Raw genomic sequence first — 23,779 nt, forward strand, 5'->3', positions numbered from 1 at the left:
AACCGTGCGCTGGAATGTGCGCTGAAACACAGGCGGAACCATGACCACGTTTACTACTATATCAAACGGACCCGCTGGCGCCGATGGGTCGGGTTTTACCGGTACGGTGGGTAATGCCGGTGCCAACGGTACTGGTGCGGTTTCTCTCGGCAGTGATGGTGACACGGTGTTTACGAGCACCGGCGGAGCCAATGGCGGCAATGGCGGCAAAGGTCGCGGGCTGGTTGCCGGCGATGCAAAGAGCAACATCAGCACCACCGCGGGCATCGATAGCACCGTCGCCCTGGCGGGCCAGGCCGGCATCGCCGCCGGCGACAGCATCGATGTCAAGGTCGATGGCACCACGAAAACCATAACGATCAATGCTGGCGAGACTTTGGTGGATGTCGCCGCCAAGATCGATGCCGCCTTCACGAACATTTCCGCCAGCGCCACCGCGACCGGCACCAATGACACGATGACCATCGGCCAGGGCACCAGTGTCATCGAAACCATCACTTTGACTAACAACAACAACACGCCGCTGACAGCGCTGGGCTTTACCGGGCCGTTTCCAGCCACTTTGGCGCCCCTGTTCGAGGATGGCGGGGCCGGCGGCGACGGCGCCGAGTTTGCGGTAAGGCTGGCCGGAACCAACTCCACTCTCGATAATCAGGGCACAATCAGCGGCGGCGATGGCGGCGATGGCGGTGGAACCCTGTTCCGCGACGGCGATGGCGGCAATGGCGGCGCTGGTGGCGCGGCGATCACCTCAACTGTCAGCGCTGCGATCCCGATCACCAATTCCGGCACAATCCAGGGCGGGGCCGGCGGCGAACGGGGGGCCGGCGGCGTCGATGGCAATGCCGGCACCCATGGCACGGGCGGCGTCGGCATCACCGGCAGCGGCCTGACCATCACCAACAGCGGCACGATCAGCGGCGGTCTGGGCGGCGACGGCACGACCCGCGCCAACGCCATCAACTTCACCGGCGGCACCAACAAGCTGACGCTGGAATCCGGCTCCACCATCACCGGCAATATCGCCAATGCCGGCACGCTGGAACTCTCCAGCGCCATCGCCTTGACGATGGGAAATGTCATCCTCGGCACCGGGTCGCTGGAAAAGACCGGCACCGGCACGCTGACGCTAAGTGGCACGAACACCTATACCGGCACGACGATGATCTCGGCCGGCACGCTGGCGGTAACGGGAGTGCTGGCCGCCGGCTCGGCCGTCACCGTCGCGTCAGGCGGCACGCTGGGCGGCACCGGTATCGTGGCTGGTACCGTGACGGTGCAGAGCGGCGGCACCATCGCGGCGGGCGCCAGTCCCGGCACCTTGAAGACCGGCGACCTGGCCCTGAATGCCGGCGGTACCGCCAGCTTCGAGCTGAACGGCGCCACCGCCGGCACCCAATACGACCAGATCGACGTCACCGGCACGGTCGATCTCGGCGGCGCCACGCTGGACCTCTCGATCGGCGGCAGCTTCAGCATCGGCGACAACCTGATACTCATCGACAATGACGGTGTGGACGGGATCACCGGCACCTTCGACGGCCTCGCCGAAGGCACGAACCTGACGCGCAGCGGCTATACCTTCCAGATCAGCTATGCCGGCGGCACCGGCAACGATGCCGTGCTGACGGTCCGGGGGATTCCTGTCGCGCCCCCGCCGCCGCCCGACCCAGATACCGTCACCATCCATAACGGGCCGGAGCCCATCGAACTCACCGGCGGTGGCGGCAGCGACATCCTTTCGGGCAATATCGGCAACGACACCATCACCGGCGGTGCCGGCAACGACATCCTGTCCGGCCGCGATGGCAACGACATCATCGACATGACCGGCGGCGGCAATAACTGGGCGCAGGGCAATCAGGGCAGCGACACCATCATCGGCGGCCAGGGCAGCGACACCATCCGCGGCGGCAAGGGGCATGATTCGATCACCGGCGGCGGTGGCGACGATGTGCTCTATTCCGGCATGGGCAACGACACGCTGAGCGGCGGTACCGGCGCGGACAAATTCTTCCTGAAAGGGTTCGATCCGGCCTTCCCGAACGCTGTGCTGACGCCCACCATCACGGACTTCGAGCAGGGCGTGGACCGGCTGGCGGTGGAGAACGCGACACTGGCGGAACCGGAAGCCGCCATCGCCATGCAGACCGTGACCGGGACTGGCGTGGTCCTGACCGTCGCCGGCGCCACCATCACCCTGCTCGGCATCAGCCAGCTCACCGCCGCCGATATCGACGCTGCCTTCTACGCCTGAGCAGGCTGACGGTTTCGCGGCAATCTGAGCGCCAGCAGCCAGCTGAGGGCCGCCAGCAGGGCCGCCGCCAGCAGGCAGCCCGTTATGCCGTGCGACTGATAGGCCAGGCCGGACAGCAGCGTGCCCAGCAGTCGCCCGCCGGCATTGGCCATGTAATAGAAGCCGACATCCAGCGCCACGCGCTCCCGGTCGGTATAGGCCAGGATCAGGTAGGAATGCAGGGCCGAGTTCATGGCGAAGACCAGCCCGAACAGGCCAAGGCCGAGGATGATGGCGAGATCGGGCGCCAGCACATCCGGCCGGTCCAGGGCATAGGCGATTCCGGCCGGCAGCAGCGCCAGCAGCAGGGCCCAGAGCCGCGCCGCGCTGACCTCATGCGAAACGCCGTCGCCTGACCGGCGCACCAGTGCCGGCGCCGCCGCCTGCACGAAACCATAGCCGATCACCCAGAGGGCGAGGAAACCGCCGACTTCGGTAAAGCTCCAGCCCAGCACGTCATAGAGGAAGACCGGCACGCCGACCACGAACCAGGTATCGCGGGCGCCGAACAGGAAGAACCGCGCCGCCGACAGCCGGTTCACGGCGCTGCTCTTGGCGAACAGGCTGGCAAAGGCCGGCTTCTGCTTCATCCGGCCAAGATCGCCGGAGAGGAAGGCCAGCACGGCCAGCAGCACGATCCCCAGCGCGCCCGCCATGATCCACAGCGCCATGGCGAAGCCGACCGCGCCCAGCAGCGCGCCGCCAAGGAAGAAGCCCACCCCCTTCAGCGCGTTCTTGGAGCCGGTCAGCAGCGCCACCCAGCGGAACAGCAGCCCCGCGCTCTCCCCCGGCACCACCAGCTTGATGGCGCTCTTGGCGCTCATCTTGGTCAGATCCTTAGCGATACCGGCCAGGCCCTGCGCCGCCACCACATAGGCCACCGCCACGAGTCCCGGCCAGCCGGGATCGAGCAGCGCCAGCATCCCCAGCGCCACGATCTGCAGGGCAAGCCCCAGATGCAGCGTCAGCTTCAGCCCGAAACGCGCGCCGACCCAGCCACCGACCAGATTGGTCGCCATCCCCGCCAGCTCATACAGCAGGAACAGCAGCGCCAGCTCGAAGGGCGTGTAGCCCAGCGTGTGGAAATGCAGCAGCACCAGCATGCGCAGCGCGCCATCGGTCAGCGTGAAGCCCCAATAGGCGGCGGTGACGATAGCGTAGCGGCGGATATCGCCTGCTGCAGTTGGGGAGACACTCACAGGCTGTGCGCCACCTTCGCCGCCAGCTCGGCCATGCGGTGGGCATAACCGGTTTCATTGTCGTACCAGGCGAGGATCTTCACCTGCGTGCCGGCCACCACCATGGTCGAGGGCGCATCCACGATGGCCGAGCGCGTGTCGTTCAGGAAGTCGGCGGAGACCAGCGGCCGTTCCTCATAGCCCAGGATGCCGGCAAGCGGCCCCTCGGCGGCGGCCTTCAGCAGCGCGTTCACCTCGGCCACGTCGGTCGCGCGCGCGACCTCGAACACCGCGTCGGTCAGCGAGGCGTTCAGCAGCGGCACCCGGACCGCGATGCCGTTCAGCCTGCCCTCCAGTTCCGGGAAGATCCTGCCGATGGCGGTGGCCGATCCGGTCGAGGTCGGGATCAGCGAGTTGAGGGCGGAGCGCGCGCGCCGCAGATCCTTGTGCGGCGCATCGACGATGGTCTGGGTGTTGGTCACGTCATGCACGGTGGTGATCATGCCGTGGCGGATGCCGATGCCCTCATGGATCACCTTCACCACCGGGGCGAGGCAATTGGTGGTGCAGGACGCCGCCGTCAGCAGCCGGTGCCGCGCCGGGTCATAGAGATGGTCGTTCACCCCCATGACGATGTTCAGCGCGCCCTCCTCCTTCACCGGGGCAGCGACGATCACCGTTCCCACGCCCTGCTCGTAATAGGGTGCCAGCGCGGCGACGGTCTTGAACTTGCCGGTCGCCTCCAGCACCAGATCGACGCCGGCCTCCCGCCACGGACCGTCAACCGGGCTGGTGGCGCTGCTGTAGCCGATGTGCCGTCCAGCGACGGTCAGCGCGTCCTTTTCCGCTGTCACGGGAACCAGCCAGCGTCCATGCACGCTGTCGAATTCCAGCAGATGCGCGGCGGTAGCGGCATCGCCCTTGGCCTCGTTGATATGGACGACTTCCAGCCCGGCCAGATCAGCCCGCCTGTCCTCCAGCGCGCGCAGCACCAGCCGCCCGATGCGCCCGAACCCGTTGATGCCGACACGCAGGGTCATTGCCGTTTCTCCCCGGCTGCAAGAATGGACAGGGGCGCACAGAGTTCCGGCCGGCCATGGCAGCAATCCTCGGCCAGGAAGGACAGCAGATCGCGCATGCCGTCATAATCGGCGGCGTAGCAGATCGAGCGTCCCTCGCGGCGTGCCTGCAGCAGCCCGGCGCGCTCCAGCTCCTTCAGATGGAAGGAGAGCGTTGCCGGTGAGACGCCCAATCGCTCCGCGATCACACCGGCGGACAGCCCCTCCTCCCCGGCCGGGACCAGCAGGCGGTAGATCGCCAGCCTTGTCTCCTGCGCCAGCGCGGTCAGGCGGCGTATCGCTGTTGTCGTTTCCACAGTTCGACCGTAGCAAAACTATTTGAATGTTTGATGACGAAACGCCCGGCACCTGAGGGTACCGGGCGTTTTGTCGCCGATTCGGAAACCGCTTACGCCACTGCGAGCTGGAACAGCACGCCACTGAGCAGCGAGCCGGCGAGCGCGAACAGGATATAGAGCGCGAAGACCTGTTTCTTCGCCAGCGCCCAGACCGCGATGGCCGCCGGAATGGAGGTAATACCGCCGGCCACCAGGAAAGCCATGCCCGCGCCCGGTGCCATACCCTGCCCGATGAAGCCGCCGACCAGCGGCAAGGCGGCATAGCCGTTGAGGTACGCCGGCACACCCACCAGCGTGGCCGCGAGGATCGACAGGAACCCGCCATCGCCGACCAGGGCCCGCACCGCCTCCGCCGGGACATAGGCCAGCATCAGCGATTCCAGCAGGAAGGCGAGCGCCAGCCACTTGCCGAGGAACAGCAGCGTGTCGAAGGAGGCGCGGGAGAATTTGGCGAGCCTTGAATCATCGCCCCAGAACCGCCAGACCACCGGCTTGTGGCTGCGGATCGAGGCGGCGCCGCAGCCGCCATTGCCGATGCCCGCGCGCAGCGGATCAGCCAGCGCGCCGGCCCGGGTCAGCGCATAGGTGCCGTAACCGCCCAGCAGGCCGACACCAATGGCAGCCGCCGTCTTGGCCAGGGCGAAATCGAGGCCCAGCGTGCCCAGGGTCAGCACAAACATGGTCGGATCCATGATCGGCGAGGCCAGCCAGAACGCCATCACCGGCGCCAGCGGCACGCCCATCGACAGCAGTGCCGCGATCACCGGAATGACACCGCAGGAGCAGAAGGGCGACAGCGCGCCGATCAGCGCGGCGAAGGTGATCATCTGCACCTCGCGCCCGACGAAGGCGCGGGCGATCAGCGCGTCCGCACCGCTGGCCTTGGCGCCAGCGGCCAGCGCCACAGAGACCAGCAGGAACGGCAGCACCCCCAGGAAAGCATCGACGGTGAAACCGATGCTGGGGGCAAGCTGATCTCGCGCGAACAGCGCCAGCCCCAGCAGGATGACGATCAGGGCGACAAGCGCGCCGTCCGGCTTTGGCAGCCGGGTGGCGCGAAGGGCTTCAGCGACGGACATCGTGGTTCCTTTCTTCAGCAACCTTCCGGAATCCATAATTCCAGAATTATAGAAATAAAGTAGCGAAAAATGCGGCTTCAGGCCGCGTCTTCGCTCCCGCAGATAATGCCGACATCCTTGCAGCACTCGTCGGCCAGATAACCGATCAGCCCCTGCATGACGCTGAAATCGGCGCGGCAGATCAGTGTGGTTCCCGCCCGCTCCTGCGTCACCAGACCAGCGATCAGCAGCCGGTGCAGATGATGCGACAGGGTGGAGGCCGGCAGGCCCAGCTTCTCCTGGATTTGCCCGACCGCGAGGCCGGGATCGCCCGCGCGCACCAGCGTGCGGAAGATCCGCAGGCGGGACGGGTTTCCAAGTGCCTCAAGCCGGGCAGCGGCAGTTTCGAGATCGTTCATGGCATGAATATGCGGCCGGCGCACGTGGCTGTCAACCGTATTTCCAGAATAATCGAAACAACAAGAGCTTCTAGGAGTTATGCCTATCAGCGGGGCCGGTCACGGTGACGTCGAGGTCGCGCACCAGCCCGTCTGACAGGCCATAAATCCAGCCATGGACCGACACATCCTGACCGCGCGCCCAGGCATCCCGGAGGGTGACGGTCTGCGCCACATTGCCGACCTGGCGAACGACATTGTACTCGCACAGTGCGTTCGCCCGGTCATCGGGGCTGCCGATGGCCGCCAGCTTGCCGGCGTGGCCGCGATGCACCTCGCGCACCGGCTCCAGCCAGTGATCGACGATGCCATGCTTCTCCTCGCGCAGAACGGCGCGGATACCGCCGCAGCCATAATGGCCGCAGATGATGATGTGGCGCACCTTCAGCGCGTTCACCGCGAAGGCCAGGACGGACAGGAAGTTGATGTCGGTCGGGATCGCCAGATTGGCGATGTTGCGATGCACGAACAGCTCGCCGGGATCGAGGCCGACGATCTCGTTCGCCGGCACCCGGCTGTCGGCGCAGCCGATCCACAGGAACTCCGGTGCCTGCTGGGCAGCCAGCCGGCGAAAATAATCGGGATCGCGCTTCTGGCGGTTGATCGACCAGGCCAGGTTGTTCTGGATCAGCCGGTCGATCACAGCGCCGATCCCTGACCGATTGCAGGAATCCCCCAACAGGGGGGCGTCATCTCGGTCTCGATATGCACCAGTACCTCACGGGAAATGTTTGTCCCGAGCCGGTGGCACGCAGCCAACCGGCCGAGCAGACTGCACATTACCCGCTGGCATAGAGGATCGGCCAGAATGAAATCCAGCGGCGGCGCCGGAAGATGCCGCAGCGGGATGCAGTCCCGCCGCGGCACCGGGGACTGGATATCAGAAGCGGACCTTCGCCTTCACCAGGAAGGACCGGCCCGGCTCGTAGAGCGGAATGACATTGCCGAATTCCTGGCCATAGGTGGCGCGGTCGGCATAGGTCTCGTCGAAGATGTTGTTCGCTTCCGCCCGCAGGGTCAGATAGTCCATCGAAGGCGGGGTGTACTGGGCATAGAGTCCGACCGCCTCATAGCTGTCGAGCGGGCGCAGCCCGGCCGTCTCCGGATCATCATTCTTCAACGCCGCATCCAGCGTACCACCGACCATCAGACCGATATCCCGGAAGCTGTGGGCCACCTCCAGCGCGAAGATCTGGCCGACCGGCGTGCCGAGATACTGGCCGAAATCGGAATCGCCGGGCTGGCCGTTGATCTCGAAATCCGTGTCGGTATAGGTCAGCCGGGCGAAGCCGGGGCCCCAATTGTAACCGACCGAGAGGTTATAGCCCTTGGTCTCGAAATCGGCGGTCAGCGCCGCCCCGCCGCCATAGCTCTCATTGCGGGCATTGTCGAAATCGCTGCGGAAGATGCCGGCCCCGAAGGTAAAGCCCTTATAGTGAGTCTCGAAACCCAGATTGGTGTTCTCGGAGCGCACCGCCTCGATGCCGCCGGTATAGGTCCAGTTCTCGTTCAGGATGAAGTTCTCGGCCAGCGCCACGCCGCCGAACACACGGGAATATCCCGCCTTCAGCGTCAGCCAGTCGGTGGCGTCATAGGCCGCCGAGGCATTGCCGCTGACCCCGTCATTATCGGTCGTGCTGCCGTCCACGCCTTCGAATTCGTGGCGGTCGGCGCGCGCGCCGAAGGACAGGCGCAGCCGGTCGATCGGGGTCAGCCGTGCCTGCGCATAGGCGCCGACATTGGTGGCAGCCTCGCGGATCGTCACCGTCGGGTCGCTGTATTCCGCCTCGTCATCGTAGAAATCGACGCCGACGGTCACGGTGTTGCCGGGGCTGAGGTTGAAGTCGTTCTCGACCTTGCCGGACAGGCTGCTGGTCACGCCGGCGCTGCCGAAGGGCGTAGGCACACCCAGCTCAGTGCGACCGAAGCCGAGCACCAGTTTGGGGTCGAACAACCCCTCGGCATGCGGCGTAGAGTAATTGAACACGAAGTTCTGCCGCTTCAGATCATAGACGCGCAGCCCCTCATTGCGGTTGGTCAGCCGGCCGATATTGGCGCGGAACGGGCGTACCGCCTCGTCATGCACCTGCTCGGCCGAGACCTCGAAGCGATGGCCGGACTCGCTCTCATAGCCCAGCTTGCCCAGCACGCTCTGCAGGCCGGCACCGGTGCCCTCGACGGAGCGGCCATCGCCATCCTTGTAGTTGCTGCCGTCAGCATCCTTGAAGAAGCCCAGCACCTCGAACCCCTCATGCCGCGCATAGGCCGAGCCGCTGAAGGCGAGCGTATCGCCATTGGTGTTGTACTCGGTGCCAACGAAACCGCCGACCGACTGGCCCGGCTTCAGAAGGTCGCCGGCATCCACCGTCTCATAGACGATGGAACCGCCCAGCGCGCCCGGCCCGGCATCGGCGGGGGCGACGCCCGGATCGACGCGCGCCAGCTTCAGCAATTCCGGGTCGATCAGGTTGGTGCCGTTATGGTGGAACACCTTGTTGTTCTGCCGGGCGCCATCGATGCTGACCGCGAGGTTGGTCTCCTCCACGCCCTGGACATAGACTTTCTGGCTCATCGGCTGGCCGCCGCCGACCGAGACACTGGCCTCGCCGGCAAAGACCTGCTTCATCGAGCCGGGATTGCGGCGCTCCAGCTCTTCCTGGCCGATGGTGATGGAATTGGCGCGGTCCGCGGCCCCGGCATGGGGGTCCGCCGAGGCCGCGCCCTCGACCACCACCGGGGAAAGCATGGTGGCGGAAGAGCTGCTCTCCGGCTGCGCCAGGATCACCGCCCCACCGCCGGTCATGCGGAAGCCGAGACCGGTGCCGGCCAGCAGCTGCTGTAGCGCCGCCGCCGGCGTCATGGTGCCGCTGACGCCCGGCGTCGCGATGCCGCGCACCACATCGCCATGGGCCGATACCTGGATGCCCGCCTGCTGGCCGAAGGTGGGCAATGCCTGCGCCAGCGGCTGGGCCGGAATGTCGAAGCGGCGCTGTTCCGCCTGGGCGACCGCCCCGACGGCCCCGGCGGCCCCCGCTGCCTGCGCCTGCGCCATCCCCGGCGCCGCCAGCGCCATGCCGATGGCGGTCGTCAATGCCAGCGCCGCCAGCAGCGCCGCCCGCGCCTTCGCCCGCCCCTTCGCGTGATTCTTTGCCCCGATATGACCCGTCATGCCTTCGCTCCCCCATGAACAGCGGAAAACGCCGATCCGCCATCTTGCGAATACGACGCAATGTTAGTTTCTGACCTAAGGACGATGGCGCGCGGGCCGCTGTTCAGAAAAAACGCGGCATAGTGATTTTTTTATCCGCCGGAGATGACGGTGATCCAGGGAGACAGCCGGTAGAGCCACGCGCCCTGCGCGGCGGCAATGGCCTCAAGGGCAGCATCCGGGTCTTTCAGGCTGTACACGCCGGTCAGCGGCTGCCGGGCGAGGCTGTCCCCGCGCAGGATGACGACGCCCCTGTAGTACGGGCGGAGTTCCGCCACCGCCTGCTCCACCGGCATGTCACGGGCGATCAGCCGCCCGTCCAGCCACGCCGCCACCTCCTGCGGGTTCATGCTGCCCCGCTGATGGGCCCCGCCCGGCCCGAACCGCACCCAGTCGCCCGCAATCAGCATCTCCGTGGCCGAGGCATCGGCAACCCGGACCCGGCCTTCGCGCACGGCGACGCTGATCACATCATGCGCGTCGCGCACCTCGAAAGCCGTGCCCAGCACCGTGGTCCGGACCGTATCCGCTGTAACCTCGAAGGGATGCGCCGGATCCGGCTTCACCTCGAAGAAGGCCTGGCCGACCAGCAGCGTGACGGCGCGGCGGCCTTCCGCAAAATCGACGGAAATCGCGCTGTCCGGGGCAAGCTGGACCACGCTGCCATCGGCCAGCGCCAGTTCCATGATCTGGCCGCGCGCGCTCATATGGTCGGCACGCAGGCGCAGCACGGCATCGGGCAGCAGGATGACAGCGAGGCAGGCGGCCATCGCCGCCACCGCCAGCACCAGCGCGCGGCGGCGCTGCGGGAAGGCGACAACGCGCCCATCGGCCGGCGGTGACGCACTCTCTTCCGGTTTCAGGGATGGCACCGGGCGCGGCCCGGCGCCGCCCGCCGCCGCCCATTCGGGGCGATGCAGCGGTGTGGCTATACCCATCACCTCATAGGTATGGCGGATTTCCTCCCAGTCGCGCGCATGCGCCGGATCGGCGGCCAGCCAGCGCTCAAAGCCGGCATGCAGCGCGATATCGCCGGGCGCGTCCAGCAGCGCGACCATCCAGTCGCTGGCCTTGCGCGGTTCCATCCGCTGTTCCATGGCTGGTTCCGTCCCTTCGAGGTGCCGTCGATCCCGCTGCATCATAGACGCTCCGGCACCCGGTCCTGTTCAATCGCCCCGCCCGTCATCGCCCCGCCTGTCATCGCCCTGCCCGTCATCGCCGGTACAACCGCTGGCGGCAATGCTCCAGCCCATCGGTGACGAGGCTGTGCGCCAGCCCGACCGAAATGCCGAGATGGGCGGATATCTCGCGCAGGCTGCAGCCGCCGAAACGGTGCATCTCCAGGGCGACGCGCGTTCGCTCCGGCAATTCGGCCATCGCTGCTACGACAAGGGCCAGTTCATGCCGCGCCCCGACCGCCGCTTCGGGCGAGGGCCGGTCCTCGCCGATTTGCGCCAAGCTCTCTTCGGAATCCGCGACCTGCCGGTTGCGTTCGCGCCCCAGCTTGCGGCGCAGATCGAGGGAAAGATTGCGCACGATACGGTAAAGATAGGCCAGCGGCTCACTCAGCCCCTGCCCGCCCGGCCCCTGCTCCACCACGGCGGCGTCGAACCGCAGGAACGCCTCCTGCACGACATCCTCGGCATGGGCGCGGTCGCCAACGATCCTGCTGGCATAGTTCAGCAATGCGCCGCGATGCGCCAGAAACAGATCCAGCCTGTCCGGATTGCCAGCCACCCGATGATTTCCCTCTCGCGGACAGCCATCTCTCAGCTGTCAATGCGAGTGATTATCACTTCCGGGATGCTTACGCCAATCCATTCCCCGCCGGGAACCGGGATGGCCGATATCCCGGCCGCACTGGCCGGATGCAACGGCAGCGCAGATCAGCCCTGCCCGCGCGCGCTTGCATTTCCATTTCCAACCGCGCAAGGATTGCGAGAAAGTCTCAAGAGTCTTTTCGAATATTCATTCGATAATCAGCGGCGGGGAACAGGGATGGCTCACGAAAACGGGGCGGTGTCCGGACATCTGGATGCCTTGAAGTGGCGTTGTATCGGTCCGTCCAGGGGTGGGCGCGTGGTTGCGGTGGCGGGCGATGCCAATGACCCGATGACCTTCTATTTCGGCGCCTGCGCCGGCGGTGTGTGGAAGACCGAGGATGCCGGCGTCTATTGGCGCTGCGTGACCGATGGCTACCTGACCAGCGCCACCATCGGCGCGCTGGCCGTCGCGCGGTCGGATTCCAACGTGATCTATGCCGGCACCGGCGAGACCACCATCCGCCTCGACGTGTCCTATGGCGACGGGCTGTACCGCTCGACCGATGCCGGGCGCAGCTGGCGCCATATGGGTCTGACCGAGACCCATCATATCGGCCGCATCTGCGTGCATCCGACCGACCCCAACCTGCTCTATGTCGCGGCGCTGGGCGATGCCTTCGGCCCCAATGAGGAGCGCGGCGTCTATCGCTCGCGCGATGGCGGCGAGAGCTGGGAGAAGATCCTCTATCGCGGGCCCGATGCCGGTGCCGTCGAGCTGTCGATGGACCCGAACAATCCGCGCATCCTGTTCGCCTGTTTCTGGCAGGCGCGGCGCAGCTTCTGGAGCCTGTCCAGCGGCGGTGACGGCAGCGGCCTGTTCCGCTCCTTCGATGGCGGCGACAGCTGGGAGGAAGTGACCGAAAAATCCGGCTTCCCCGGCGGCCTGCTGGGCAAGGTCGGCGTCTCCGTCTCGGCGGCCAAGGCCGGCCGGGTGTTCGCACTGGTCGAGGCTGGGGACGACAAGATCGGCCTCTACCGCTCGGACGATTACGGCGACAGCTGGACCCATGTGTCGCGCAACCGCGACCTGATGCACCGGCCCTGGTACTACACCCATGTCTTTGCCGATCCGGGCCATGCCGACACCGTCTATGTGACCAATTTCCAGATGTGGAAATCGACCGATGGCGGCCAGAACTTCACCGAAGTCACCACGCCGCACGGCGACAATCACGATCTGTGGATCGACCCGGCCAACCCGAAGCGGATGATTGAGGGCAATGACGGCGGCGCCTGCGTCTCCTTCAATGGCGGGGCAAGCTGGTCGTCGATCTACAATCAGCTGACAGCACAGTTCTACCGGCTGGATGTCGATAACCAGTACCCTTACCGGGTCTATGGCACGCAGCAGGACAACACCTCGATCTCGGTGCCCAGCGCCTCGGAATGGGGCGTCATCACGCTGGCTGACTGCAGCTATCCGGGCACCGGCGAAAGCGGCTTCATCGCCGTGAACCCGGAAGATGCGAACATCGTCTATATCGGCGCCATCGGCTCCAGCCCCGGCGGCAGCGGCGCGCTGCAGCGCTATGACCACCGCACGCGGCAGATGCAGCTGGTCAATGTCTGGCCGGAGGAATCCACCGGCATCGCGCCGAAGGACATGCGCTACCGCTTCGCCTGGACCTTCCCCATCGTGTTCTCGCCGCATGACAGCCGCACGCTCTATGCTGGCGGCAACCACATATTCCGCACCCGCGACGAGGGCATGAGCTGGGAGAAAATCTCCCCTGACCTCAGCCGCAACGACACCAGCAAGCTGGATTATTCCGGCGGGCCGCTGAACCGCGACAGCGCCGGGGCGGAAACCTATGCCAGCTGCGCCAGCGTGTACGAATCGAAGCACCGCAAGGGCGAGATCTGGGCCTCGACCGACGATGGGCTGGTGCATGTCACGCGCGACGATGGCAAGAGCTGGCAGAATGTGACGCCGAAGGACATGCCGGAGCTGGCCTATGTCGGCAGCGTCGAGGTGTCCGAACTGGATGCCGACACGATCTATGTCTCGGCCACCCGCTACAAGCTGGCCGACTACAAGCCCTACCTGTTCCGTTCGACCGATGGCGGCAAGAGCTGGAAGAAGATCACCGGCGACCTGCCGCAGGGCGAGATCACCCGCGTTCTCCGCGCCGACCCGGTCCGCGCCGGGCTGCTCTATACCGGCACCGAGACCGGCGTCTTCTACAGCCTGGACGATGGCGCGCACTGGACCCGCATGGGCGGCGGCTTCCCGGTCGTGCCGGTCTACGACATCAAGGTGAAGAACGGCGATCTGGTGGTCGCCACCCATGGCCGGTCGTTCTGGATCCTGGACGATGTGACGCCGCTGCGGAAGCTGCGGGCGCAGCCGAAGGGCGTGCAGCTGTTCCCGCCGCGCCCGTCGATCCGCAGCAAGCTGGTGTGGAGTGCGGGCCGCCACGGCCGCGACGGCATTACCTACGGTCCGGCCTTCGGCATTTCCGGCAGCACCGAGAATGTAACGCTGCCGGACGGTACGAAGCAGCGCCTGCATCTCGATGTCGGCGAGAATCCGCCGCAGGGCGCCATCGTCTATTACTGGCTGGACAAGGATGCGGACGGCCCGGTGCGGCTCAGCTTCCGCGATGCAGCCGGTGCCGAGATCGCCAGCTTCGCCAGCGACGACAAGGATGCCGCCCCGGCGCGCAAGCCCGGCACAAAGGCGGGCCTGAACCGCTTCATCTGGGACATGAAGTACCCGGCGGCGGTGAAGATCGACGATGCACTGCGCGCGCAGAAGGTGAAGCCGCTGGCCGGCAATGGCGAGCCGCCGGCAGGCCCGCCGGTGGTGCCGGGCAGCTACAGCGTCGTGCTGGAAGCTGCCGGCAAGACGCAGAGCGAAAGCTTCACCATCGAGAAGGATCCGCGCGTCAGCACGAAGCCGGCGGATTTCACCGCACAGTTCGCGCTGCATAAGGAGCTGCACGACTGCCTGTCGCGGCTGAACGGCACGGTCAACCGCATCCGCCTGCTGAAACGCCAGGCCGCCGACATCAAGGGCCGCGCTGACGGCAAGGCGGTGGCGGAACAGGCCGGCGGGCTGATCGGCAAGCTGGAGGCCATCGAGGCCGCGCTGGTCGATATCAAGCGGGAAGGCTCGCGCGACGTGCTGCGCAACCCGGCCGGACTCGACGATACGCTGGTCGATCTGATCAATGTCGTGGCCATCGCCGACGCCGCGCCCACCAAGCAGGCCCGTGAGGTCTCGGAAGAGATCATCGGCAAGGTGGATGAAAAGATCGCCGGCTTCGAGGCGCTGCTGAAAGGCGATGTGGCGGCGCTGAACGCGGCGGCGAAAACCGCCGGCTTCACGCATCTGTCGGCCTAAGGGAAGCCAGGGAAAAACAGGCGGTCGATGCTGAAACAGCCGGCGAGCTTCTGGCATCTGTTCGGTGCCGACTTCATCCTGCGCACCGCCTATCAGATGGGCAAGACGCCGGTGCTGCCGCTGTTCGCAGCGGCCATCGGCGCCGGGCAGATGCTGATCGGCAGCATCGTGGCGGTCTCAACGGTGACCGGCATGCTGCTGAAGCCGCTGATCGGCGCGCTGTCCGACCGCTGGGGCCGCCGGCTGTGGCTGTGGCTGGCGGTGGCGCTGTTCGCCGGCACGCCCTTCCTCTACCAGCTTGTGACGACGCCGGACGAACTGTTCCTGCTGCGCCTGTTCCACGGCACTGCGACCGCCATCTTCGGGCCGGTCACGCTGGCCTACATCATCGAGATGGGGCGGGAGGAGCGGGCCACCCGGCTGGGCTGGTTCGAGATGGCGCGCTCCGGCGGCTATTTCTTCGCCCCGGCGATCACCGGCTGGCTGCTGACCATCCTGCCGCCGGAACAGGTCTTCACCATCATCGGCCTGCTGAGCTGCCTTGCCTTCGTGCCCATCGCCTTCATGAAGCATGGCACCACCCCGCTGCAGGCGCAGCGCGGCCAGCGCCCCAGCCTGTGGCGGCAGTTCGCCAGCGGTTTCGGCCATACCGCCAGCCGCATCGAGCTGTGGTTCGCCAGCAGCCTTGAGGTGACGGTCTATTGCGTGACCTACGGGCTGAAGGCCTTCCTGCCGATCTTCGCGGTGCAGGAGGCGGGATTCAGCGTGCTGGCCGCCGGCCTGTTCTTCACCGTGCAGGAGGCCGCGCACATGCTGACCCGGCCGGTCGGCGGGCGGCTGGGCGACCGCAGCGGCTACCTGCCGGCGATATCCGGCGGCATGGTGGTGATGGGTGCCGCCCTGCTGCTGCTGCCGGCGACCACGACCGGGGCGGAGCTGGTGGCCGTCGCGGTGCTGAGCGGCATCGCCCAGGGGCTGATCTTTCCCTCGACCGTGGCGCTGGTCGGCAATGCGGTGTCGGCCAGCCATACCGGCCTCGGCCTCGGCGTGTACGGCACCATGAAGAATCTCGGCAAGGTCATCGGGCCGGTCGCCACCGGCGGGCTGCTGGAGCTGTTCACCTACGGCACCGTGTTCCGCACCCTGGCGGGCTTCATCCTGACGGCGGCCCTCCTCGTGCTGCTGACCCACCGGCAGCGCCAGCGCGCCTACGAATAGGGTCCCGCCCGCCCCTGGCCCACACGAATATCCGCCGTGGCTCTAGGGATGGCGCGCGCGTGGGAGTAGCTGTCAGGAAAGCGTCATACTTTCCGAGGACCGGCTCATGACCCACATGCCCACCACCATGGATAATCACTGGCTGCCCTTCACCAACAACCGGCTGTTCCACCAGGAGCCGCAGATCTTCGCGCGGGCGAAGGGCGTGCGCTACTGGACGCCGGAGGAGCAGGAAATCCTCGACGGGTCTTCCGGCCTGTTCTGCTCCGCCGCCGGGCATGGCCGGCCGGAGATTGCCGATGCGGTGCACAAGCAGCTGATGGAGCTGGATTACACGCCGCATTTCCAGCGCGCCGCGCCGATCTCCTTCGAGCTGGCGCGCCGCCTCGCGGAAATCCTGCCGGACGGCATCGACCGGCTGTTCTTCGGCTCCTCCGGCTCCGAGGCGGTCGACAGCGCGATGAAGATCTGCCTCGCCTATCACCGGGCGCGCGGCGAGGCACAGCGCACCCGCTTCGTCTCGCGCGCCTGGGGCTATCATGGCGTCAATCTGGGCGGCACCTCGCTGGCTGGCATGGTCGGCAACCGCCGCGACTTCTCCGGCGTCACCTGCGATGTCGTGCATATGCGCCACACCTGGAACGAGGAGCAGCGCTTCACAAGGGGCCAGCCGGAGGACGGCGCGCATCTGGCGGACGATCTGGAGGATCTGTGCAAGACCTATGGCGGCGAGACCATCGCCGCTGTCTTCGTCGAGCCGATTGCCGGCTCCATCGGCACCATCGTGCCGCCGCAGGGCTATCTGCAGCGTCTGCGCCAGATCGCCGATAAATACGGCATCCTGCTGGTGTTCGACGAGGTCATCACCGGCTTCGGGCGCACCGGGGCGGCCTTCGCCTCGCAGGAATTCGGCGTCACCCCGGACGTCATCACCATGGCGAAGGCGCTTACCAACGGCACCATCCCGATGAGCGCCGTGGCGGTGAAGACGGAAATCCAGCAGGCCGTCATCGCCTCGGTCACGGCGGACCGGCCGGAACTGATGCATGGCTATACCTATTCCGCGCATCCGGTGGCCTGTGCGGCGGCGCTCGCCTCGCTCGACATCTACCGCGACGAGAAGCTGTTCGAGCGCGGCAAGGCGATGTCCGGCACTTTCCTCGACGGTGTATTCGGCCTGCGCAACCTGCCGCAGGTCTATGATCTGCGCGGCCATGGCATGATGGCCGGCATCCAGCTGACACCGGGCAAGGCGCCGGGCGAAAAAGGCTCCATCGTGCAGCGCCTGCTGTTCAAGGACGGGCTGCATGTGAAGGCGACCGGCGATGCGCTGATCTTCGCGCCGGCGCTGGTCTCCGAGGAATCCGACCTCGACCAGATGATCGACAGCCTGCGCCGGGTGCTGGGCCGCAGCGACCTTTAAGGACGCAGTTCCCGCACGATTTCGGCCAGCAGCTTCAGGCCCGGCTCGATAGCTTCCAGCGGGATCGCGGCGAAGCCGAGCCTGAGGCGGTTGCGCGGCGGGTCCGGGCGCAGGTAATGGACGTCGCCCGGCTCCACCAGCAACCCGGCCTTGGCGGCGCGCTCAGCCACGTCCGCGGCTGACATGCCTTTGGGCAGGGTCAGCCAGATCGCCGAGCCGCCGGTCGTCATCGTCACGTCGCACTCCGGCAGCAGCCGGGCGGTGGCGCTCATCACAATCTGCCATTTCTTCGACAGGCTGGCGCGCTGGCGGCGGATATGGGCGTCAAAATGACCCTCCGCCAGGAAGATCGCCATGGCCCGCTGGTCCAGCGTGGAGGTGTGCCGGTACATCAGCCGGCGCAGCGCCCGCAATTCCGCGATCAGCGGCTGTTCAGCGACGATGAAACCGAGGCGCAGGCCCGGAAACAGCGGTTTCGACAGGCTGCCGACATGGATCACCCGGCCATTCTGGTCGAAGCTCTTCAGCGCCGGGCGCTGCGGGCCGACGAAATTCAGCTCATGCTCGTAATCATCCTCCAATATCAGGAAATCATGGCGCTCCGCCGCTGAGAGCAGCGACATCCGCCGGTCCATCGTCATGGTGACGCTGGTCGGCGACTGATGCCCCGGCGTGACATAGACCAGGCCGGCGCCCGCCAGCGCCTCAGTCACGCAGATGCCATTGCCGTCCACTGCATGGCCGTGCAGCACCGCCCCGTGCGATAGGAAGATGTTGCGGGCATCGACATAGCCCGGATCCTCCATATCCACCCGGGTGCCCGGCCCGCACAGCAGCACCGCAACCAGATAGAGCGCGTTCTGCGCGCCGACGGTGATCAGCAGATTCTCCGGCTCCGTGCGGAAGCCGCGCTGCGGCAGGACCCGGCGGATGATCTGCTCGACCAGCATGGCATCGTCGGCATCGATGTGGTCCGCCATCCAGTCCCTTGAATGCAGCGTGGTGCCGGCGATCCGCACGCAGTCGCGCCAGCGGCTGAGGGAGGTCCTGTCCGGCGCGGTCTGGCCATAGATGAAGGGATAGGGGAAGTCGTTCCAGTTGGCCGGCTTCACGATGTTCTGCTGGCCGGAGAAGGAGCGCCGCAGCCGGTGCCGGAAATCGATCGATGCCGCCGCCGCCGGGATCAGGTTCCGCGCCCGGTCATCCACCTTGATGTTCAGCTGTTCGCGGACATAGCGCTCATCGATGAAATAGCCACGGCGGTTGACGGATTTCAGATAGCCGTCCTCGGCCAGCCGCTCATAGACCAGCGTCACCGTGTTGCGCGAGACCTTGATGCGCTGCGCCATCACGCGCGTCGCCGGCAGCGGCTCGTGAAACGGCAGGGCGCCGGCCAAAATCGCCTCCACCAGCCGCTCCTGAATCTGCTGCTGCAGACGCTTGGCGGGGTCGAGGGGCGCTGCAAAGAAGCGCTCTAGCATGCGCCGCAGGCGCGGTTGTCAGTCCCTGGCCCCATAGTTTTCAACCCGTGGCTCTAAGCCGCAATGCTGCGGAGCAATAAGATTTTTGCAGTGCGGAAACAAAACCACAAGAACAGACACGCACGCGACAGACAGCACCTTGCGGGAAAGCAGGGGCAATAAACCGGCGGCCTATCATGGCCAGCCGGACAGAACAGGAGAATGGGACATGCGGAATTTCAGCTTCAAGACCAGTCTGGGACGGCGAACCTTCCTGAAATCCACAGCGCTGGCCGGTGCCGGCCTTGCCATGCCGGCCATCGTCAGCCGCGGCGTTCTCGCCTCGTCGGGCGAGATCAACATCATGATGTGGTCGGATTACCTGCCGGAAAGCTTCGTGAAGGGGTTTACCGACAAGACCGGCATCAAGATCAACTTCACCGGTATCGGCTCCAACGACGAGATCATCAACAAGCTGCGCGCGACCAGCGGCCAGGGCTTCGACATCGTCACCCCGACGGTGAACCGCAATCCGCTGTGGGCCGAGTTGAACCTGCTGCAGCCCTTCGACATGAAGCGGGTGCCGCTGGACAAGGTGAACCCGGCGATGGCGCTGGGCGAGGCGCACTGGAATTTCGGCGGCAAGGGCACGCATTGGCTGCCGCATATCTGGGGCACCGAGGGTGTGGCCTGGCGTACCGACGCCTTCAAGCCGGCCGGCGAATTCCCCAGCTATTACGATGTCTGGGACGAGGCCAATGCCGGCAAGACCATGGGCCGCGCCCATTCGATGATGCTGGGCCTCGGCCTCGGGCTGGAGCGGCGCGGCGAGATGGCGCCGGGCTCGATGTGGGCGGCCTATAAGGACGAGGTCAAGATGAAGGAGGTCTGGACCAAGCTGACCGAAACCGCCATCGCCAAGAAGAAGAACATCAAGCTGCTGTGGAACGATGCCGACACCCAGAAAAACGGCCTGCTGAACGAAGGCGTTATCGTCGGCCAGACCTGGGATGGCCCGCCCATCGCGCTGAAGACCGCCGGCGAACCGGTGATGTACCGGGCGCCTGTCGAGGGCGCCATGGCCTGGGTGGACGGTCTTGCCATGCCCATCGGCGCCAAGAACATCGACCAGATCTACGCCTTCATCGAGGCCGCCTACGACGCCAAGCTGGCCGGCGAGGCGATCAAGAGCCATGGCTATAATTCGCCGGTCCTCGGCGCCGACAAGTTCGGCGGCGAAATCTATGCCAAGAATTTCGCCGATGCCTATCCCGGCGAGGCGCTGGCGAAGCTGAACCCCTGGCCCGCCGAAATGCCCTGGTACGCCACGGCCCGCACGGAGTTCGTGAACAAGTTCATGAGCGCCTGATTATCCGACCGCTAACGATATGCGGCGATGCGGCCGGTTTGCCGCATCGCCTCCTATCATTGCCAATCACTACCCCCCTTGGCACCGGATAAAGGCGTTCAATGACCAGTAAGGATATCCTGCTCGACCACGTCAGCATCCGATTCGGCACCTATACGGCGGTGGACAATGCCTATCTGACGATCAAGGGCGGGGAGTTCTTCTCCTTTCTCGGGCCGTCCGGCTGCGGCAAGACCACGCTGCTGCGCTGCATTTCCGGCTTTGTCGATCCCAGCGAAGGCCGCGTGCTGATCGGCGGCAAGGACATGCAGAATGTCGGGCCGAACAAGCGCCCCACCGCGCTGATCTTCCAGAATCTGGCCCTGTTCCCGCTGATGAGCGTGGCCGAGAACATCGCCTTCCCGCTGGAGGTGCGCGGCATCGGCCGCAAGGAACGACGCAAGCGCGCCGACGAGCTGCTGGAGCTGATCGCCCTTACCGGCACCGGCGACAAGAAGGTGCATGAGCTGTCCGGCGGCCAGCGCCAGCGCGTCGCCATCGCCCGGGCGCTGGCGGTCGAGCCGGACATATTGCTGCTGGACGAGCCGCTGTCGGCGCTCGATCTGAAGCTGCGCCAGCATATGCGCACCGAACTGCGGGCGATCCAGCAGCGGGTCGGCCTTACCTTCATCTACATCACCCACGATCAGGGCGAGGCGCTGACCATGTCGGACCGCGTCGCCGTCATGAAACAGGGGGTGGTCGAACAGGTCGGCGACCCGGAGTCGGTCTATGAGCGGCCGAAGACCGCCTTCGTCGCCTCCTTCGTCGGGGAGACCAACCAGATCGCCGGCATTGTGGTCGGCCAGGACGGGCAGATCGCCCATCTCGACACCCCGCTTGGCCGGTTGTCGGGCCGCGCCGGCGGCGGACGGACCTACAGGCCGGGCGACCGATGCGTCCTGTTCATCCGGCCGGAAAGGCTGCGGCTGGCCAACTCTGCAAGCGAAAGCGGCAACCTGATCCGCGCCCGGCACGTAAAGGAGGAGTTCGAGGGCAGCATCCGCCATCTGTTCCTGCGGGCGGGCGGCAGCGACCTGCGCGTCAGCCTGGTGAATGACGGTTCCACCGCCACCGGGCGCCGCGCCGATGACGCCATTGATGTGACGTTCGATGCGGATTTCGCCATCGCCCTGCCGGAGGAAGAGATGCCGGGAGCCGCGGCATGATCCAGGCGCTGCGCACGGCCTTCGCCGGTCTGGCCGGCCGGCACGGTCTGGGCGTCGCGATCTTCGTCGGCATCGCGATCTTCCTGTGGGTGCTCGTGCTGATCGTGCTGCCGCAGCTGTCGATGCTGGATTTCTCCTTCCGGCACAATCTGCCACCGCCGGAGATCGGCGGCCCGAACGACGTCTATACGCTGGAGAATTACCGCTATTTCCTGTTTGGGCGCGATGCGGGCCTGAACAGCCTGGATATCGGCGTGCTGTTCAGAACCGTCCTCGCCGCCCTGTTCGTGACGCTGATCGACATTGCGCTGTGCTACCCCATCGCCTTCATCCTCGCCCACTCGGCCAGGGGGGTAGCGGTGCGGCTGATGGTCATCGGCCTGATCGTGCCGTTCTGGGTGAACGAGATCCTGCGCGCCTTCGCCTTCCGCGTGCTGTTCGGCTCAACCGGCCTCATCAACAGCGTCGGCATGGGGATGGGGCTGTGGGATGCGCCGCTGGACTTCATCCGCGCCGACGTCGCGCTCTATGCCGGGCTGACCTACGCCTACATCCTGTTGATGGTGTTCCCGATCTACAACGCCGTCGAGGCGCTGGACCGCAACCAGATCGAGGCGGCCCGCGACATGGGCGCCAGCTGGTGGCGGGTGCACTGGCGCGTCGTGCTGCCGGTGGCCAAGCCCGGCATCGCGTCGGGCGCGACCATGGTGTTCATGCTGACCGCAGGCGCGCTGGCCGCGCCGCAGATCCTGGGCGGCCCGTCCAACCTGTGGTTCACCCAATTGATCTATCAATGGTTCAACGAGGCCGGCGACTGGCCGCGCGGGGCCGCCTACGCCACCATCCTGCTGATGGTCTGCCTCAGTTTCGTGCTGATGACGATGCGCGTCTTCAAGGTCTCCATCGGGGCGATCGGACGATGAGGCGGATGACCGGCGACGGCGCGTTCGCGGCGGGGTTCTCCCTGCTGTTCTTCGCCTTCCTGTTCGGGCCGCTGATCATCATGGTGATCACCGCCTTCAACTCCTCCGCCTTTCCCAGGGTTACGCCCTGGGAGTGCTTCACCACCGACTGGTTCGGCGTCCTCATCGACAACCAGCGGCTGATGGCGGGGCTGGTCACCAGCATCGGCATCGGCATCGGCGTGGTGGCGCTGGCCGTCCCGGTCGGTCTGGCCGGCGCGCTGGCGCTCAGCGAGATCGGCCCGCGCCTGCGCTCGGCGCTCTATGCCGTGCTGATCACGCCGATCCTGATTCCGGGCGTGGTGCTGGGCATCTCCACCATCGTGTTCTGGGGCGGCGTCGCGCGCGGGCTGGGCGTCGGCTATGGCAGCGGCTTCTATAACGGCATCTTCCTGACGTTGCTGGGCCAGGCGACCTTCATCTCGGCCTATGCCATGCTTATCTTCATGGCGCGGCTGCAACGCTTCGACCCGACACTGACCGAGGCCGCCCTCGACCTCGGCGCCACGCCGGGCCAGGCCTTCCGCCGGATCATGCTGCCCTTCCTGAAGCCGGCTATAGCCTCGGCTGCGTTCCTCACCCTGCTGGCCTCCTTCGAGAATTACAACACCACCGTCTTCACCATCCTGTCGGACAATACCTTCACCACGGCGCTGGCCTCCAAGGTGCGGCACGGCACCGACCCTTCGCTGTCGGCGCTGGCGGTCATCATCATCGGCCTGACCCTGATCGGCGCGATGGTGCATGAGGCGCATGTCCGCCGGCAGGAGCTGCTGCGCACCGGCCGGCCCCGGGCATCGCGGCTCTACGCCAATCCGGTGGCGCGGGTGCTGACCCATCCGGCGGGCGTGGGGGCCGTGCTGGTGCTGCTGGCAGCCGGCCTCATCTGGCAGGGCAGCCGGCACGATTCGACGGCCTGCATCGCGCAGATCGAGGCTGACAAGCGCGCCCTGCAGGAGCAATTGCGACAGGAACAGCGCCGGGCCACCCCGCCTGCGCTGCAGGCCCCTGCCGGCGGCGGGGCGGCACCAGGGGCGGCATCGGGCAATCCCTCGCCCTTTGGCGGCGCCTTCGGTGGCGGGCTGCGGCCGGGCGATTCGCCTGCACCCGCACCGGCCCCGGCCCCGGCCCCGGCCCCGGCCCCAAAGGAAAATGACGGCGGCGCGGCCCCCGGCAACCCGTCGCCCTTCGGTGGCGCGTTTGGCGGCGATGCCCTGCGGCCTGGCGCACGGCCTTAGACCCCACCGCCATCTGCACTGAAAACTAGCGACCCTGCTTAGTGTCCGTCCGGGGAGTTTGTGAGTCGACAGAGTCGGTTGGCGATTCCGGCTTGCGGGGCTGGAATCGGCTGTGAT

18 protein-coding genes are annotated in these 23,779 nt (G+C 66.3%); 8 read left to right on the top strand and 10 right to left on the bottom strand.

Annotated features, from left to right (window positions below; genetic code table 11):
* Window positions 1-40: 40 nt before the first annotated feature.
* Window positions 41-2,257: a beta strand repeat-containing protein gene (locus BKM74_RS18715; protein ID WP_086465038.1), complete on the top strand. Its 2,217-nt coding sequence runs from the start codon at window positions 41-43 to the stop codon at window positions 2,255-2,257.
* Here BKM74_RS18715 and arsJ read toward each other — a convergent pair.
* From arsJ to BKM74_RS07420, 9 genes are all read right to left on the bottom strand, one after another.
* Complete coding sequence (gene arsJ, locus BKM74_RS07380) at window positions 2,248-3,495, bottom strand: organoarsenical effux MFS transporter ArsJ (protein WP_140056041.1); 1,248 nt, start codon at window positions 3,493-3,495, stop codon at window positions 2,248-2,250. The two genes, BKM74_RS18715 and arsJ, sit on opposite strands and share 10 nt — an antisense overlap.
* Window positions 3,492-4,514 carry an ArsJ-associated glyceraldehyde-3-phosphate dehydrogenase gene (locus tag BKM74_RS07385; RefSeq protein WP_086465039.1) on the bottom strand — a complete coding sequence of 341 codons (1,023 nt, stop codon included), beginning with the start codon at window positions 4,512-4,514 and terminating at the stop codon, window positions 3,492-3,494. The genes arsJ and BKM74_RS07385 overlap by 4 nt, the downstream gene beginning before the upstream one ends.
* The gene (locus tag BKM74_RS07390) at window positions 4,511-4,849 is read right to left on the bottom strand and encodes an ArsR/SmtB family transcription factor (RefSeq protein WP_086465040.1); all 339 of its coding nucleotides are present in this window, start codon (window positions 4,847-4,849) and stop codon (window positions 4,511-4,513) included. Before BKM74_RS07390 ends, BKM74_RS07385 begins: the two co-directional genes overlap by 4 nt.
* Before the next feature lie 92 nt (window positions 4,850-4,941).
* The gene (locus tag BKM74_RS07395; protein WP_086465041.1) at window positions 4,942-5,970 is read right to left on the bottom strand and encodes a permease; all 1,029 of its coding nucleotides are present in this window, start codon (window positions 5,968-5,970) and stop codon (window positions 4,942-4,944) included.
* Window positions 5,971-6,047: 77 nt separating this feature from the next.
* Window positions 6,048-6,368 (bottom strand): ArsR/SmtB family transcription factor, encoded by a 321-nt coding sequence (locus BKM74_RS07400; RefSeq protein ID WP_086465084.1) that lies wholly within the window; start codon window positions 6,366-6,368, stop codon window positions 6,048-6,050.
* Between the two features lie 70 nt (window positions 6,369-6,438).
* The gene (locus BKM74_RS07405; protein ID WP_086465042.1) at window positions 6,439-7,050 is read right to left on the bottom strand and encodes a carbonic anhydrase; all 612 of its coding nucleotides are present in this window, start codon (window positions 7,048-7,050) and stop codon (window positions 6,439-6,441) included.
* Window positions 7,051-7,287: 237 nt separating this feature from the next.
* Window positions 7,288-9,576 (bottom strand): TonB-dependent receptor, encoded by a 2,289-nt coding sequence (locus BKM74_RS07410; RefSeq protein WP_086465043.1) that lies wholly within the window; start codon window positions 9,574-9,576, stop codon window positions 7,288-7,290.
* A 131-nt stretch (window positions 9,577-9,707) separates the two neighbouring features.
* Entirely contained in the window at window positions 9,708-10,712 is a 1,005-nt protein-coding gene (locus tag BKM74_RS07415) for a FecR family protein (RefSeq protein ID WP_176342435.1), read from the bottom strand.
* A 115-nt stretch (window positions 10,713-10,827) separates the two neighbouring features.
* Window positions 10,828-11,352, bottom strand: a complete 525-nt coding sequence (locus BKM74_RS07420; protein WP_086465045.1) for a sigma-70 family RNA polymerase sigma factor — start codon at window positions 11,350-11,352, stop codon at window positions 10,828-10,830.
* A 261-nt stretch (window positions 11,353-11,613) separates the two neighbouring features.
* On the opposite strand from BKM74_RS07420, the gene BKM74_RS07425 reads away from it, so the two are divergent.
* The 3 genes from BKM74_RS07425 to BKM74_RS07435 all read left to right on the top strand — a co-directional run bounded on the left by BKM74_RS07425 (window position 11,614) and on the right by BKM74_RS07435 (window position 17,425).
* Window positions 11,614-14,784 carry a WD40/YVTN/BNR-like repeat-containing protein gene (locus tag BKM74_RS07425; protein ID WP_086465046.1) on the top strand — a complete coding sequence of 1,057 codons (3,171 nt, stop codon included), beginning with the start codon at window positions 11,614-11,616 and terminating at the stop codon, window positions 14,782-14,784.
* Between the two features lie 27 nt (window positions 14,785-14,811).
* Complete coding sequence (locus BKM74_RS07430; RefSeq protein ID WP_086465047.1) at window positions 14,812-16,002, top strand: MFS transporter; 1,191 nt, start codon at window positions 14,812-14,814, stop codon at window positions 16,000-16,002.
* A gap of 106 nt (window positions 16,003-16,108) precedes the next feature.
* A complete protein-coding gene (locus BKM74_RS07435) occupies window positions 16,109-17,425 on the top strand; it encodes an aminotransferase class III-fold pyridoxal phosphate-dependent enzyme (RefSeq protein WP_217895448.1) in 1,317 nt (438 codons plus the stop codon).
* Here BKM74_RS07435 and BKM74_RS07440 read toward each other — a convergent pair.
* Window positions 17,422-18,906 (bottom strand): aminotransferase-like domain-containing protein, encoded by a 1,485-nt coding sequence (locus tag BKM74_RS07440; RefSeq protein ID WP_086465048.1) that lies wholly within the window; start codon window positions 18,904-18,906, stop codon window positions 17,422-17,424. The genes BKM74_RS07435 and BKM74_RS07440 overlap by 4 nt on opposite strands.
* A 208-nt stretch (window positions 18,907-19,114) precedes the next feature.
* On the opposite strand from BKM74_RS07440, the gene BKM74_RS07445 reads away from it, so the two are divergent.
* The 4 genes from BKM74_RS07445 to BKM74_RS07460 all read left to right on the top strand — a co-directional run bounded on the left by BKM74_RS07445 (window position 19,115) and on the right by BKM74_RS07460 (window position 23,662).
* Entirely contained in the window at window positions 19,115-20,254 is a 1,140-nt protein-coding gene (locus BKM74_RS07445; protein WP_086465049.1) for an extracellular solute-binding protein, read from the top strand.
* 101 nt (window positions 20,255-20,355) lie between these two features.
* Entirely contained in the window at window positions 20,356-21,462 is a 1,107-nt protein-coding gene (locus BKM74_RS07450; RefSeq protein WP_086465050.1) for an ABC transporter ATP-binding protein, read from the top strand.
* Entirely contained in the window at window positions 21,459-22,385 is a 927-nt protein-coding gene (locus tag BKM74_RS07455; protein ID WP_086465051.1) for an ABC transporter permease, read from the top strand. The genes BKM74_RS07450 and BKM74_RS07455 overlap by 4 nt, the downstream gene beginning before the upstream one ends.
* A 5-nt stretch (window positions 22,386-22,390) precedes the next feature.
* Window positions 22,391-23,662 (top strand): ABC transporter permease, encoded by a 1,272-nt coding sequence (locus BKM74_RS07460; RefSeq protein WP_245825854.1) that lies wholly within the window; start codon window positions 22,391-22,393, stop codon window positions 23,660-23,662.
* The last annotated feature ends 117 nt before the right edge of the window (window positions 23,663-23,779 follow it).

Source organism: Oceanibaculum nanhaiense (genome assembly GCF_002148795.1).
Classification (GTDB): domain Bacteria; phylum Pseudomonadota; class Alphaproteobacteria; order Oceanibaculales; family Oceanibaculaceae; genus Oceanibaculum; species Oceanibaculum nanhaiense.